A 15,723-nucleotide genomic window follows, 5' to 3' on the forward strand; every position below is an offset into this window, starting at 1 on the left:
TAGGTTCCTTTATTTTGTATGACTGCTGTGATCCATCGACTTGGCCTTGTCCGTTGCGGGAGTTTCCTTTTCTTTCGCGGCAGGCTTCGTGTCGGTGGTGTCTGGCTCTCTGGCCTGTTTGGCATAAACTCGCCATCCGCCTATACGCGCCGTTGTGTCATTCAACTCCTTCCAGGAGCCAACTTCCTGATCTGTAAAGGGACGATAGTTTTGTAAAGTGGACAGGTAGACCACCGGTGGCACGATGGCCTGGGCGTCTGCGGGATTTGGTCGTTGGCTGCGGCTTGCTTCCTGGGCAAGGACGTTCTGACCCATGGTAAGCAAGGCGAGCATAGCCAGTACCAACCGTAGCCCTGACGGAAAAATAGATGGATTCATGAAATCCTCAGTGAGTAATAGATAATGTGTCCAAGACGAACCGTGCAAATACAGACGCGGCAACGCAATGGCGGATATCAACGCATGGCTAAGCTGATTGAAACAGACGAATCAGCGCCTCTATAGCTTCAAATAGCTATTGGCGTTGCAGGTGAAAATTAAGCGCGGGGAGGTCGTTCGAGGCCATCACTGATATGGCCGAAAGGAGAAGAAAAAACCAGACTGATTTTTTCTGATGAAGGAGCGGAAACGGGGGGACAGTAGAAACGGTGACCAGAGCCGCACCGACACAGCATGAAGCGCAAGCGCTACACTTGTCTTTCATAGACTTGGCGGTGGGAGACACTTTAGCTACTGCATGGTCAGAGACTTTATCAGCATCACTGTGCTGATGATCGTGTTGTCCGGCTTGCGCATCGTCATGATCATGCGACTCACCTGGGAATGCATGGTGATGTTCCGTGTTGCAGTCCACCATAGCCGCAGCAGCGAAGCCCTGGAAGGGTATCGCGACGAATATGATGCATAGCAGAAAGAGTCGGAACAGCTTTTTCATGTGTTGGATTATAGCGCAAATTTTTCTGGATGCTACTCCCATCAAAATGGGGCGCACATACATAGGTTTGAATCGCCTACTTACCAGGCTGGCTGGGACTCATGCTTGCCTTATGCTTTTTTAGTCAGGTACAGACTTACACCAAAATTTGCCCAATTTGTAGGCTAATTTGCATCTAAAATTTACTCACATTTAGCACTTGACCATTTCCGAATCGAAGGATTGGGTTCTGCCTATACCTAGACCATGTGAAAGTGTATGTCCTGCGGGCAAAGTCTTAGTAGTCGGCCCTTAAAAATATCCTTCTTGACAAAACAATTGTTGAGAAGCTATGTTTTGCTTTGATGAAATATACATAAGGCATTTGGCCAGTTAAACAGATGAGCAGTGTTCACGAAACCGCCTATCCCCGACTGAAGCTTGAGTTTACAGAACAAGAGCTTATCGCCATTTACACACCAACACCCGCCGAACTCAAATTTGTTGCAGCCAGATACCGCCAAATTTCTCAACAAACTCTGCTTTTGCTGCAATTGAAACTCCTGCAGAGGTTAGGTTATTTTGTGGCGTTAAGCAGTGTCCCCGCGGTGATCATTGAGCACATCTGCAGCCGGGCACAAGTACGAAAGCCATCCAAAGTCGCTTTGTCCAAGTATGACAAATCTGGTACCAAGCACCGCCAACAGGCAATTTTGCGGGACTTTGTTGGCATTCAGGAAATGACAGATACCACAGAAAAGTGGCTGGCAGAACAAGCTCTCCAGGCTGCACAGACCAAACAGGAGCTACCTGATATTATCAATGTCCTCATTGAAGAACTGATACAGCGCCGCTTTGAATTGCCCGGATTTACTTATTTGTTTCGACTGGCACGGAATGCCAGGGTAACAATCAACGACCGCATTTACAAAACCGTCGCAGGCACATTGTCCGAATCAATTACGACAAGAATTGATGGCTTGCTGAAATCGGTTGCTGGCAGAAGTGCCTGGGACAGTCTGAAACGGGAGCCTAAACAACCCAATGTCAGGGAAGTTACAGATTTCTTGCAGCATATTGATGGCATGGCCAAATTGGCGAGCGATCTGCCAGACACTGGGCATATCGCTGCGACCAAACGCGAGCAACTTGTTCTTGAGGCGCGTGCACTTGATATGGCAGAAATGCGCGCATTAAAACCCCTGAAGCGCTACACCTTGGCAGTGCTCTTAATCCAGACTCAGCTACAAAATGCAATGGACGATGTCGCTGAAATTTTTATCAAGACCATTCGAAACTTGCATAATGTGGCAGAAGAGCGGCTACGCCAATATCACCTCCAGCATGCCGACCAGGTTGAGCGTCTGATTGGTCAATTTCGAGAAGTGTTAACCGTTTTTAGTGAAGACGGGCCAAGCGAACAGCGTGTGTCACGCGTCGAGAGTTCGCTTGATGGAGATCTGGCAAGCTGGATAAGAGAATGTGATGAGCATATGGCATATGCGGGAAATATTTATTTCCCATTCATGCTCACAATCTACACCGGAAAACGAAGCCTGTTGTTCAAATGCCTGGAAGCGTTGACGCTACGTTCAAGCTCACAAGACGAGAGCTTGCTGGCAATGATTGCACTGACACAAAAATACCGGTCCAGCCATAAGGAGCATCTGTCTATCGCTGAGAGTCAGATCGATATGCTGGCATTGGACTGGATGCCAGAGAAGTGGCGTACTCTGGTGTTCGGTAAGAGGCTCAGTGCACCACCTACCCATTACCACCGGAAATACTTCGAACTGGCGGTATTTTCTGCGGTCATGGATGAATTGAAGTCAGGTGATTTGTTTGTCGAGCATAGTGGTGACTACGATGATTACCGCAATCACCTAGTTTCCTGGGAGGAATATGAGCGAGAAGTACACGCCTATAGCGAAATGGTGGGCCTTCCGGTAGAACCCCAGGAATTTGTAGCGCAATTGCGAACGCAGATGCAGGCACTGACAAAACAAGTCGATGAACGTTTTCCTGAGAATGGGCATGTTGATATTGATGAGACAGGGTTAGTCATACGCCGTGGTGAGAGACAAAAGCCACCAGCTGAACTGGCAATTGTGGACGAGGCCATCCGGACGCAAATGAGCGACGCCAGCATTTTGGATGTATTAACCGAAACAGAGAAATGGCTGGACTTGCATCGCTTGTTCGGCCCACTTTCTGGATTCGAATCGAAGGTTGATGACCCCCGTAAACGATTTATTACGACCTTATTCTGTTACGGCTGCAATCTGGGACCGACGCAAACTGCAAGATCAGTCAAAGGACTAAGCCGGAAGCAGGTCGCTTGGTTGAATCTGAAGCATGTCACCGAACAACGCCTGGATAAAGCGATCACCAAGGTCATCAACGCCTACAACCGTTTTGCTTTACCAAGATATTGGGGCACTGGGAAAAGCGCATCTGCTGATGGCACCAAGTGGAATATGTACGAGCAGAATCTGCTGTCGGAATACCACATCCGCTATGGTGGGTACGGAGGTATTGGCTACTACCATGTGTCCGACACATACATCGCGTTGTTTAGCCATTTCATTCCATGCGGTGTATACGAAGCAGTCTATATTCTAGACGGTCTACTTAAAAACCAATCCGATATACAACCAGACACTCTGCATGGAGATACGCAGGCGCAAAGTACACCCGTTTTTGGGTTAGCGCATTTGCTTGGTATTAACCTGATGCCGCGTATCCGCAATATCAAAGACTTGACGTTCTATCGGGCTGATAAGGGTGATCACTACGAGCACATTGACAGTCTGTTTAGGGGATCGATTGATTGGGATCTGATTGCCAGGCATTTGAAAGATATGTTGCGAGTCGTTATCTCCATCAAAACAGGAAAAATTGCTCCATCGACAATTCTGCGCCGCCTGGGTACCGCTAGCCGTAAGAATAGGCTCTACTATGCATTTAGAGAGTTGGGAAGGGTAGTTCGTACCCAGTTCCTGTTGAAGTACATCAACGATGCTGAACTCAGGAAAACAATCCATGCCGCAACTAACAAGAGCGAGGAATTTAACGACTTTGTGAAATGGCTATTCTTTGGTGGAGATGGAATCATTGCGGAAAATATTAAACATGAGCAGCGTAAGGTCGTGAAGTACAACCAGCTCGTGGCCAACATGGTCATCTTGCATAACGTCCACGGAATGTCACGCATTCTAAAAAACCTTCAGATAAAAGGCTATGTGCTCACTGAGGAAATTCTTAGGGGTACAGCGCCATACAGGCGTGAGCATATCAACCGTTTTGGAGAATATCCACTGGATCTCGACCGGGAAGTAGAGCCGATAAACTATAAGATCGATTTCACCATATAAATCATCAACTTACGTGTGCTTTGGCGAAAAAAACCGTAATCCCGGCCGCCCCTCAATGAGAGACTGCCGAACCTCCCGGTACCTGCTTTGATAACTACCACCCTGCTCTCAGTCAGGCTAGAAAATTTCCTTGCATAGACAAGGCTCTCAGGCTGCACTGCTTTACTTGCCCGCATGAGGCTCTTCATCTTCTGGCTTCATCCTTTCACGGAGCAAGTTTTTTAATTCCACCATCATCATCTCCTGTGCCTCAATCTTGGCTTTCGCAGCATTCAAGTCCAATTCTATCTGGCGCAGGTGCTGCTGATGCTCGCTATCTCTGGAAGAAAAATCTGTCAGGCGGGTTTTTAATTCTTCGATTAAAACGTCCTTCTCATTCAGTTGTGGCTCCAGCAATCTGGCGCGTTGTTCGATTACGCGTAATGCTTCTACCTGGCTATTGAGTTTGCGGAAATTGGTTTGCTCTTCATAGATGGTTTTTTGTGCTTGCGCTATTTCTGCCACCCAGCGGGCACCATCCTGGTTGAGTCGCGTTATTTCATTTTGTTTATTGATCAGGCTTTGCTGCAACTGACGTTGCTCTGCCTGCAGTTGCTGCACTTGTTGCTCATGGCGTCGGATATCCTGATCACGTTGCTCTTTCACGGATGCACGATAGTGTTCAAGCGCATCGCGGGCGTGCTGGTGTTTTTCTTCCAGTGATTGCCGGTGAATCTCATTTTCTGCCAGACGCTCCCGCAGATCAATGACTTGCTGGGCCAGAGTGTGGTGGGCCATGGACTCGGTTTGCAGGGCTTCCCTGGTTTGCTCGTGCGATGCTATTTCTTGCTTGATGGCGGCAATTGTCAGGTCGAGTTTTTCTTTTGTCTGCGCATTGCTGGCTTTGAGCTCGGCAATTTCTACTGCATGAAGACGGTCCCTTTCATTGCATTGAGCTGCCATTTCAGCAATGCGATTATCTGCTTCAGCTTCCAGTTGAGTGGCCAACTGTGCCACCAGGTTTTGCAGGGCTTCACTAACGGGCGCTTTGCTGCGTGAATTGCCGCCGCCCTCCTCTTCCAGCTCTTTGAGGTATTTGTGAATTGTCGTCTTTGAGCCGGTGTTGCCAAGGACAATTCTTACCGCATCGACTGACGGATGGCGACCCTGCGCTATCAAGGTGTTGCGCGCTTTTTCTACTTCTGACTTGTATAACCCGGTTCTCGCCATGACTTCTCCCATGAAATATCATAATGTATTACGTACCATGTAATTACATACTAAAATATTACTTTAACTTATAGATAAAATCCACTTAATTAACACTGGATAAATTAATATTATCCTGTGCTAGGCTGAAAATCATTTAAAATTACCCCCACAACCACTGGACATCCAATTTGGACGGACTATGGCGAAAACAGCATCGGCAGGCTTATGAGCAAAATCGATCACTATTTGCACGCCGGCACGCGTGACAATACCCGCGCCGCTTATCAGGCAGCGGTCAGGCATTACGAAATCGAATGGGGTGGCTTTTTACCCGCGACAGGCGAAAATATCGCTCAATACCTGGTTGATCATGCAGAATCACTGGCGATGAATACATTGTGTCAGCGGCTTGCTGCATTAGCGCAGTGGCACATAGACCAGGGCTTTGCTGATCCAACCAAAGCACCGCTGATAAAAAAAATACTTCGCGGAATACAACGAGAGCATCCTGCCCAGGAAAAACAAGCTAAGCCGTTCCAGCTTGAGCAGCTTGCCCTGGTTGATCGTTGGCTGGAGAATTCAATCGCCGCTGCAAACGCATCTGGCGACCGCGCTGCAGAATTAAGGCACACCAGAAACCGTGCTTTATTGCTGCTTGGGTTTTGGAGAGGGTTTCGTGGCGATGAACTGACGCGACTGCAGATTGAATACATAGAAATCGTTCCTGGCCAAGGCATGAGCTTGTTCTTGCCGCATACAAAAAGTGATCGCCAAAATAAGGGGAGCACTTTTAAAGCACCTGCGCTAAAGCAGCTTTGCCCTGTTGCCGCTTATACGGCCTGGAAAGAATTAGCGGGGCTCACATCAGGGCCAGTATTCAGGTCTATCAATCGCTGGGGACATATTGGAGATGAAGGCTTGCATATGGATAGCCTGATCCCCCTGCTGCGCAGCATCTTCAACGATGCAGGTGTAATTAACGCAGATGATTACTCGGCACACTCGCTCAGGCGTGGATTTGCGAATTGGGCGAGCAGCAGCGGCTGGGATTTAAAAACGCTGATGGAGTACGTGGGCTGGAAAAGCGTACAAAGCGCGATGCGCTATGTAGATGCAGTTGATCCATTCTCGCAACATAGAATCGAATCAAGCTTGTCACTACAAGGCAACGCATCAAGCCCAAAATCACGCATTACGGCAAGTTAATTGTTTGTAATTAAATATTGCTAAATATTTAATTTGTATATGTCAGGCGCCAGCAAACAAATCCTGGAAGCACTACCCTTGTCACTTTTCAACGCAGTAATGATCTTGATCATCGGGCTGCTATTTGTGGCGATGGCCGTTACTTACTGGCAAATACTTAAACAAAGAAAATATCCAGACAAGTACAGAACTGCAGAAGTTTTTGCGTCATTGCGCGCTGTTGGGATATCAACACGAAAAAGGCCGGTGCTCTCCATGCGAGAGCAGCCTATGTATGGTCAACTGGTAAAGGCCTTCCCTGACTATGTGGTGTTGGCGCAGGTATCGATCAGTGCTTTGCTTGAAACGAATGATCAGGCAGTCAGGAATAGATACTGCAGAAAATATGGAGATTTCGTCATCTGCACCAGGGCATTTGGCGCAATTGCCATCGTCGAATATGATGACTCCAGTCACAATGGACGGGGAAAGGAAGATGCAATACGAGAATCTTTTTTGATAGCCGCTGGCTACCCTGTTTTCAGATACAGGACTATTCCAGATCTGCAGAAATTGAGGCAGGATATTACGCCTGAAGCCTTGAAATTTACTAGCCCCATGTTGCCGGCATCTCTGGCAGAACAGACATAGCAAATGTAGGTGTCATTCTGGATTGCCGCTACTTATGCCCGGCACTTTCCAGTTTTGTCGTTGCATTGACTCGTATCAATAAAGGTGATGATGATGTTTCCATGCCATGCTGACGCGCCAACTGATCTAATTTCCCCCGGAGTTCACTTTCATGGACAGTGATACTGCGCCCTGATTGTTCACAGACCAGGCATATTTCTTCGGCAGCTATGCTTGCATGAGCTAATCGGTATTTGGCCTTACCTTCTACATCAAAAGAGCGCTGCAAAAAATTGATCGACGTCAAATCGGCAAGAACTCGATAAATCGTTGTGATGCTACCTAGCCTGCCCTGCCTTAACAGTTCCCTCAAAATATCTTCTGGATAATGGTAGCCTTCACCAATTTGTATAATTGCCACCAGCATTCCTACGCGGCCAACAGTCGGGCGTAATCCTGCGCGCTGCAACTGTTCGGCCAGACCCGGTATTTCTCCCGAATTCATCGAGTTGAGTCTAATTTTCTTTTCCATTTTTACCATTCAAACATGCCTGTAGGGAATGCAATTGGCTATGCGCTACCAGAATGGCATATGCAAATGCAACAAACAAATAATAATGATTCTCATTAATATTTACAAGAGGTATGTTTATATTTTTATACTCTAATGCGGGTTTTTACGTTCCACGCTATGGTCCTGGATATAAATAGGACTTACGCAAAATTGGCCTCGACGATTTTTGCTTCGGCCATGCATAGATCACAATGAGCACAATAAATACAGCGAACCCCAAACCGTCATTCCCGCATGCTTTTAGCGGGAATCCATCGTTGATCAACCGTAGACCGGTGGGGCCGATCAGACATGGATACCCGCCTGCGCAGGTATCACGAATTGGGCAGTACGGTAGGCTGCAAGCTTGGGGCGGTTTTGCGTAAGTCCTAATAAACCTTATGCTGACGATTAATTGAAAAGTATAAAATTAATGTGACGTCAAAACTTAGTGAGGACGAGGCCAAGAATGCAGTCATGAAGAGTTTTATATTTTTACAAATTTAAATTCACAGAAAAATTTACTTGATCTGCAACGGGTGCGCCTCAGTATTAAAAGTAACTTTATCGAAATCCAGGGCAGATTTTGGCGCAAACAAAAGGTAATAATATTTGAAGGTTTCGGCAAACAAGAAGCTTTCCATGGAATCGTCCTTTTCTTTGCTACGCACATCTTTCAAGGCAGCATAACCAGCCTCACTGCGGCAATATTTCACGAAGTCTTCAAAAAACTCCTTACCCATGAGGCGGTATTTTGCGTCACCAGTAGTGCGGTACAGGTAATAAGCTGACTCAATAATTTCTGGCCGCAAATGATAACTGGCAGAAGTGACCGTCATGGTCTTATAGTCGAGCGACTCTGGCTCAATGCCATGTATTCGCCACATCTTCAAACCAGAATCCTGTAATCGCTTGGCACGATCTACATCGCCACTCAACACCAGCAACGCGGGCATGAACGCATCAAGTGCGCCATAACGGCTTGCAGTGCGTGCCCCACTTTGCATGTTTGCACGCCCATACCAGTATCCACTATCGACCTCATCTCCGAGATAACGGTTAACGCTGTCGATACTGGTATCCCACATGGCCTTGCAATCAGCATCGCCAAACAAGCGCCAGCATTTGTAGATGTACTCGTAGTAAGAGTCGATACCACCGCCGATGTGAGAGTTCTGGTCGGCCCACTCCCCTGTTTCTACATTGATGCGCGCTCCAACCAGGCCGATGGATGAGCGGCGCTCATAGGTTGCCACCAATGCCTTCTTCGCTTTTTGGAAATAGATAGGCTTGTTGCTAAGTTTGCTCAGCATGCCAAACTCCAGTAGCAGCGTACCTGTCTCTGCGGGGTTGCTGACATTGCCACGCACTTGTCCGGTCTTGAGATTCACATGGGTATAGGGCAAGCCGGTCGGTGTTTCAAATACCGGTAATAATCGCTGCCCCAGATCTTCAGCGAGATTCAGCAGACGCTGGTCTTTTGTTATTTGGTAAGCGGATAGCAGGCCACCCAGCAGGCGAATCGTGATTTCAAAATTCTGAACATAGATATCCTGGTCAAAATTGAGCTTGGAGACGATCAGGTCTTGCGCTTCTTTTGCTTCTTTTTTCAAGCCCATGATCAGGAAAGTATCCAAGGCATCCACCGGTGTCATTAACAGCGAAGTACCATACCAGTCATGTGGCGTGCGGCTCAATGGTTTTACTGCGTCATGACCCCAGGCAAATTGCTTATATGCTTGCCAGGCATGTTGGGTTTCGCGCTTTACCTTGTTGGCCATGAGCTGCGATTGCGCTTCAGTCATGCTGTTTTCTGCATGGGCTAAGGTACTGCCAAGCAAAAAAAAAAGTAAGGCACAACTGATGCGTAAGGTCTTCAACATAGAAAATTCTCCGGGTTAATTTTTCTTGATTTGTTCGTACAGGGCTGACACTTGCGCAAGTTCAGGCGCTTGCGCACCAGCCGCCAAACATGCTGCTGCACCACTGGCGACAGAGAAATCCAGGTGTTCTTGCCAGGTTTTTTCTGGTGTCTTGTGCAAGCTATAAAGCAAGCCCGCGATACTGGCGTCGCCAGCGCCTATCGTGTCGATGACATTGATCTGGGGTGGCAATGCTTGCCAGGTCTGATCGCCCAGGTGCAAAGAGGCGCCTGCTGCACCGCAGGTATACAGATAAACCGCTTCGGGATTGAATTCACGTAATTGTGTTAAGGCCAAGTCGGCGTTTTCCTGGCGAAAAAGCCCACGTAAATCATCGTAAGATATTTTTATTACGTCAGCCAATTGCGTCATTGTGCGCAAAGTAGCATCATATCTGTCGTCCATAAGATTACGGAAATTGGGGTCATAACTGATCTTTACCCCATCCTTTTTGCATTGCCTTGCCAAGGAAATCAATGTTGTTGCCAGCGGCTCGCGCGCCAGGCTAATGCCACCAAAATGTATCCATTGCAAATCGCGGTTCCATCCATCTGGTAGAGCCGCAGGTGAAAAATACAGATCCGCACTGTCTTCACCAATGAAGAAGTACTTTGGCGGCGCAGTCTCAGCGACAATCGCGAGCAAGGGTGATCTTTTAAAGCGTTGTAGCAGACGCATGTCCAGGCCAGCCTGCTCATTGGCTGCATACAATGCATCGCCAAATACATCTTCACTGATAGCCCCGGCAAAACCTGTGCGCAAGCCTAGTTTTGCCAGATTACGGGCGACATTCCAGGTGGAGCCGCCGACCAGGCTTTTCCAGTCATCTGAGTCAGTGCGCAGCATGTCGGTCAAGGCTTCACCAGCACAGACAAATTGAGGGAAGTCAGTCATGATGTTTGCCCAGTTTTAATACATTCAACACTTCATAACATGCGCCCATAGTATGGTAATCAGTCTTTCCGGCTGGGCTTTTTTCATCGCTGATTTTATGGTTACTGTTATCCAGGATGCGGTACCAGGCACCGTACTGGTGGTCAACAAAATGCGTCCAGCTGTATTGCCAGATTTTGTCGTACCAGTCCCAGTATTTTTGCTTACCTGTGCGTTGTGCCAGACAAGCTGCAGCAGCGATTGACTCAGCCTGCACCCAAAAGTATTTATCGCCATCGCAAATACTGTGATCTGGGGCAAAGCCATAACAAATGCCACCATGCTCTTGATCCCAGGCGAGATCCAGCGCTATGTCAAACAGACGCTCGGCTGTTGGTAAAATCCATGTCGAATCGCCTTGCAAATTTGCAGCCTCTGCATCCAGCAGTACCAGAAGTTTAGACCATTCAGTGAAATGCCCTGGTTGGAATCCCCAGGGACGGAATAGATTTGCCTTGTCCTCAAGATTGTATTTCCAGTCTATCTGCCAGGTATTATCGTAATGTTCCCATATCATGCCGCCGGCTTGTGAGGCTTGTCGCTGGGTAATGGATTTGGCTATCATTTCCGCACGGTGCAGATGCTTGACTTCACCAGTCGCCTGATAGGCTGCCAGCATCGCTTCACAGCTATGCATATTGGCATTCTGACCGCGATAAGTGTCGAGGTGCGTCCAGTCGGCACTGGCCTGGTCTGCATAGAGTTCAAATTCTGGTAGCCAGAACTTTTCTTCCATGAGAGCCACGGTTTCATCGATATAAGCATGTGCCTCTTCCATCCCTGCCATTACTGCGTGGGAATAGGCGAACAAAACAAAGGCCAGGCCATAGCAATGATTATTATCGTCAATGACATGTTTCTTGCCATTGTCCCAGCTCAGTTGCCAGGCATAGCCGCCATTGACGGCGTCACGGTGTACTTCGCGCAAGAATGTGACGCCGTGTTGCACCATGTGCAAATAACGTGGATCAGAAAACTGTCGGTAGGCCATTGCGTAATCAAAGATGAAACGCGTACTGCTGACCAAATGACGCGACCTTGCATCATAAACCTGACCGTCATCTTTAAAATAATGATAGAAGCCACCGCTGATATCAATACAGCGTGGATGATAAAAACGCATGGTGTGTGCTATGTGCTCAGTCAGAGTACTGGCAGCACGAAAATCTGGAAAAGTCATTGTCATGATCTGGAGTTGCTGGGGTAATTAATGCGCGGTAGTTGCTTTTCTTTATAAATCTATTCCCTGTCTGGCCAAAATGGTTTTTACCTTCCAGGAATAAAAAGCCAGATAAGAAAAACAGCCTACGCCGACGATGTAGCTCATTTGTATACCGACCTTGTCGGCAACAAAGCCTTGCAGCCAGCTCACAACACCGCCGCCCATGATCATCATGATCAGGAAATTGCTACCCTGCCCCGTATGTTTGCCGAGACCGCTGATAGCCAAAGAGAAAATGCACGGCCACAAAGTGCTGCAAAACAAACCTATGCTGGTGAATGCATAAATGCTTACCATGCCGCTGGTGCACATACCGAGTATCAAGGCAGAAATACCCAATACAGAAAAAATGCCCAACATGTTTGCGGGATTTCCCTTGCTGGCAAGGTCAGCAAAAATCAACACCAGGACAACAGCACCATATACATAAAAACGGCTTAACTCATGTTGCGCTATCGCGTTCACAGCAAGAAACACGCTGAAGGCCAGATACGGCGCAAGAAATTTCGCCAGCTTTGCTGCACCGTCACTCAATTGAAAAGCCTCGACCGCGCCCGTCCAGCGGCCTATCATCAAACTACCCCAATACAGCGAAATGAATGGTGCGATATCCTTGGTCAGATAGCCCTGAGTCAATTCCATATAGGCAGGTAAATTACTGGCAGTGGATACCTCGACACCCACATAGACAAAAATCGCAAGCATGCCCAAGACCAATTGTGGGAACTGTAATGCAGAGCTAGGGCCATGTGTACGGCTGTCTTGCGCGTCTTCTTCCAGTGCCGGGCGGTCAGGCAGAGATGAAAATTTGAGGAAAACAGCAACCAGGAAAAATACCAGCCCCAAAACCAGGTAAGGTATTTTGACGCTTTCTATACTGGCGACCGTATTGTTTGACGATGGTGTGCCAAATATGGCAAAGCTCACTATCAACGGGCCTATGGTGGTACCAAAATTATTAATCCCACCAGCAAGGGTCAGTCGTTGTGAGCCGGTTTCGCGCGAACCCAAGGCAATCGCCAGTGGATTAGCCGCCGTTTGCTGTAATGAAAAACCCAGACCCACGATAAACAAGCCCGACAACATCAATGTAAACGAGCTTGAATTAGCTGCCGGATAAAATAACAAAGTACCCAACGCAGATATGCAAAGCCCTAGCGCCAATCCATTTTTGTAACCTATCTTCTGTATCAGATCCTGTTTAAGTACGGCAGAAACCAGCAGGTACAGCAAGGAGCCAACCGTGTAGGCAACATAAAAAGCAAGCGATACAAACTGGCTTTGTGTTTGCGACAGATGGAACGCTGCCTTGAACACAGGGATTAAAATATCATTGCTGGCTGCAACAAAGCCCCAGAAGAAGAATACCGTCACCAGTGGTATGAATTGTCCCCAATACGTGCGTGCTGATTTTTTCATCATCGGCCTCATTGATATGGTGTTTGTGTATAGGGTCGGGCATCCTTGAGATTGCCCCACTTCTTGTTTGGCTCAGCCTGCATGACAAACACCAGCTCGCCACCAGCCATGATTTGTTCATGACGCAGATAGTTTTGATCCAGCACTTTCCCATTCAAACTAACGCTTGCCACATAGGGGTGAGCATCACTCAGATTCTGGGCGCGTATGGTGAACTGTTTGCCATTCGGTAAATGCAAGGTCGTTTTATCCAAAAACGGGCGACCAAGTATGTATTCATTACTACCGGGAGCAACCGGGTAAAAACCAAGACTCGTGAAAACAAACCAGGCAGACATCTGACCAAGATCATCATTGCCAGACAATCCATCAGGTTTGGCCTGATACTGGCTTTGCATGATTTGCTGCAAGCGTTGCTGGGTTTTCCATGGTGCGCCGAAGTAATTATATAAATAAGCGACATGATGCGAAGGCTCATTACCATGTGCGTAATGCCCTATCAGACCAGAAATATCTTCCATGTGCGCATAGACTTTGTGATCCACTTTTGCATCGAATACCTGATCGATTTTCGAGATGGCAGCAGCATCACCTCCCAGCATGCTGATCAGGCCGGCATTATCATGCGGCATATACCATGAATATTGCCATGCACTGCCTTCGGTATAATCACTGCCAAAATTAGATACGGTCGGGTCAAAAGGGACGCGGAACTCACCATTCGATTTACGTGCACGGATGAAACCGGTTTTGGTATCAAACACATTACGGAAATTCTGGGCGCGGGCATAATATTTTTTCGCGATATCAGTCTTGCCCATCTTCTCGGCCATACGCGCAATTGTCCAGTCATCAAAAGCATATTCCACGGTTTTGGAGGCGGCTTCCGGTTCCAGATCGGTTGGAACATAACCCAGTTTCATATAATGTTTCAAGCCGCCGTAGGGTCCATATTCAGCGCTGGCCATCATTGCATTCAATGCGCTATCTGCATCAAAGCCGGGAATGCCCTTCATGTAGGCATCAGCTATTACTGGCACTGCGTGATAACCTATCATGCACCAGGTTTCGAGACCATGAAATTGCCATACCGGCAGTATGCCCTCAGGACTATATTGCTGGGATGCCAGCAGCGACCGCACAAAATCAGCATTGCGCTGTGCTGGCTGTATCAAAGTTAGCAAGGGATGGAGAGCACGGTAAGTGTCCCATAAAGAAAAGGTGGAATGAAAACGGAAGCCTTCAGCCTGATGCACCAGATTATCCGGCCCACGGTAACGGCCATCCACATCCATAAACAGGCTGGGACCCATCATGCTGTGGTACAAGGCGGTGTAAGCCTTGGTGCGCATCTCTGGCTTAGCCTCTATGCTGACTGCTGACAGGGCATCGTCCCAGGCCTGCTTCGATTTGGCGCGCTGCGCTGTAAAGTCCCAATCCTGGATTTCAGCCAGATTTGCAATGGCGCCATCTTCACTGACAGCCGAAATGGCCACTTTGACCATCAGAGTCTGGTCGTCGGGAACACCAAAATCCAGCGCGGCAACCAGCGCCTTGCCTTCGACTTTGGCTTTATCCTGAGGGCCACTGCCCGGCCCGGCAAAGCCACGGTATTCAACTGCATCTTCACGGTTATGGATTTCACGCGTCAATAATGGCCGTGAAAATTGCATGGCAAAATAAACCTGCCGGCCCGGTGCCCAGCCTCGGGTTTCACGCATGCCGGTGATAATACCGTCCTTGCGTACGCGCATGCTGGACCACAGGTTTTTTGTTTTGTAATCGTAAATACTGCTACGCAAATCGACGATCAACTTGGCCGCCTCACCTTTGGCAAAACGATAGCGGTGCATGCCTACCCTGTCACTCGCCGTCAATTCGACATCAATCTCATGATCCAGCAACTTGACTGCATAATAGCCAGGCTCAGCGCGCTCTTCTTTGTGACTGAAACGCGAACGATAACCGCTGAAAGGACGTTCTGGATAGCCTGGCTCGAGTTTGGTGTCGCCGCTATAGGGCATCAACAATACGTCACCCAGATCAGAATGGCCGGTACCGGAAAAATGTGTATGCGAGAAGCCAAGTATGGAATCATCTTCATAACGGTAGCCAGCCGCCCAGGGATAACTCTGGCGGAAATGTCTTACCTGCGTATCGGGACTTAATTGCACCATGCCAAAAGGACGTGTCGCCCCGGGAAATGTATGACCATCACCGCCGGTGCCTATGAATACATTGACGGCATCAACCGGACGTGAACTACTGGCTGGCGCGGCATCAACACTGCTGGCGATGACTGCGCCCAGGAAAATTAACCCGCAAATACGAAACATCATATGTACCTTTTCAGTGGATTCTTTTAAAGCGACGAATACAAC

At 48.1% G+C, this 15,723-nt stretch carries 12 protein-coding genes; 4 read left to right on the top strand and 8 right to left on the bottom strand.

The genetic code is table 11. The annotated features are described in order from the left end of the window. Positions 1 to 9 precede the first annotated feature (9 nt). On the bottom strand, positions 10 to 378 hold the full coding sequence (locus tag UNDYM_RS12985) for a hypothetical protein (protein ID WP_162041412.1): 369 nt from the start codon (positions 376 to 378) through the stop codon (positions 10 to 12). A 358-nt stretch (positions 379 to 736) separates the two neighbouring features. On the opposite strand from UNDYM_RS12985, the gene UNDYM_RS12990 reads away from it, so the two are divergent. Next, on the top strand, positions 737 to 907 hold the full coding sequence (locus UNDYM_RS12990; protein ID WP_162041413.1) for a hypothetical protein: 171 nt from the start codon (positions 737 to 739) through the stop codon (positions 905 to 907). A 407-nt stretch (positions 908 to 1,314) separates the two neighbouring features. Further along, complete coding sequence (locus UNDYM_RS12995; protein WP_162041414.1) at positions 1,315 to 4,287, top strand: Tn3 family transposase; 2,973 nt, start codon at positions 1,315 to 1,317, stop codon at positions 4,285 to 4,287. A 162-nt stretch (positions 4,288 to 4,449) separates the two neighbouring features. Here the strand turns inward: UNDYM_RS12995 and UNDYM_RS13000 are convergent, their stop codons facing one another. Further along, complete coding sequence (locus UNDYM_RS13000) at positions 4,450 to 5,496, bottom strand: DNA-binding protein (protein ID WP_162041415.1); 1,047 nt, start codon at positions 5,494 to 5,496, stop codon at positions 4,450 to 4,452. A gap of 207 nt (positions 5,497 to 5,703) precedes the next feature. On the opposite strand from UNDYM_RS13000, the gene UNDYM_RS13005 reads away from it, so the two are divergent. Further along, positions 5,704 to 6,684, top strand: coding sequence for a site-specific integrase (locus tag UNDYM_RS13005; protein WP_162041416.1), 981 nt, complete (start codon positions 5,704 to 5,706; stop codon positions 6,682 to 6,684). A gap of 39 nt (positions 6,685 to 6,723) precedes the next feature. Next, positions 6,724 to 7,314 (top strand): DUF2726 domain-containing protein, encoded by a 591-nt coding sequence (locus tag UNDYM_RS13010; RefSeq protein ID WP_162041417.1) that lies wholly within the window; start codon positions 6,724 to 6,726, stop codon positions 7,312 to 7,314. Positions 7,315 to 7,342: 28 nt separating this feature from the next. Here the strand turns inward: UNDYM_RS13010 and UNDYM_RS13015 are convergent, their stop codons facing one another. The 6 genes from UNDYM_RS13015 to UNDYM_RS13040 all read right to left on the bottom strand — a co-directional run bounded on the left by UNDYM_RS13015 (position 7,343) and on the right by UNDYM_RS13040 (position 15,678). Further along, positions 7,343 to 7,825, bottom strand: a complete 483-nt coding sequence (locus tag UNDYM_RS13015; RefSeq protein ID WP_162041418.1) for a Fur family transcriptional regulator — start codon at positions 7,823 to 7,825, stop codon at positions 7,343 to 7,345. Between the two features lie 542 nt (positions 7,826 to 8,367). Next, positions 8,368 to 9,651, bottom strand: a complete 1,284-nt coding sequence (locus UNDYM_RS13020) for a glycoside hydrolase family 47 protein (protein ID WP_197741894.1) — start codon at positions 9,649 to 9,651, stop codon at positions 8,368 to 8,370. Positions 9,652 to 9,744: 93 nt separating this feature from the next. Next, entirely contained in the window at positions 9,745 to 10,662 is a 918-nt protein-coding gene (locus UNDYM_RS13025) for a carbohydrate kinase (RefSeq protein ID WP_162041420.1), read from the bottom strand. Next, the gene (locus UNDYM_RS13030) at positions 10,655 to 11,887 is read right to left on the bottom strand and encodes an AGE family epimerase/isomerase (RefSeq protein ID WP_162041421.1); all 1,233 of its coding nucleotides are present in this window, start codon (positions 11,885 to 11,887) and stop codon (positions 10,655 to 10,657) included. The genes UNDYM_RS13025 and UNDYM_RS13030 overlap by 8 nt, the downstream gene beginning before the upstream one ends. Positions 11,888 to 11,932: 45 nt before the next feature. After that, complete coding sequence (locus UNDYM_RS13035; RefSeq protein ID WP_197741895.1) at positions 11,933 to 13,342, bottom strand: MFS transporter; 1,410 nt, start codon at positions 13,340 to 13,342, stop codon at positions 11,933 to 11,935. Between the two features lie 8 nt (positions 13,343 to 13,350). Next, positions 13,351 to 15,678 (bottom strand): GH92 family glycosyl hydrolase, encoded by a 2,328-nt coding sequence (locus UNDYM_RS13040; protein ID WP_174244939.1) that lies wholly within the window; start codon positions 15,676 to 15,678, stop codon positions 13,351 to 13,353. Between the last annotated feature and the right edge of the window lie 45 nt (positions 15,679 to 15,723).

This window comes from Undibacterium sp. YM2 (assembly GCF_009937975.1).
Lineage (GTDB): Bacteria > Pseudomonadota > Gammaproteobacteria > Burkholderiales > Burkholderiaceae_D > Undibacterium.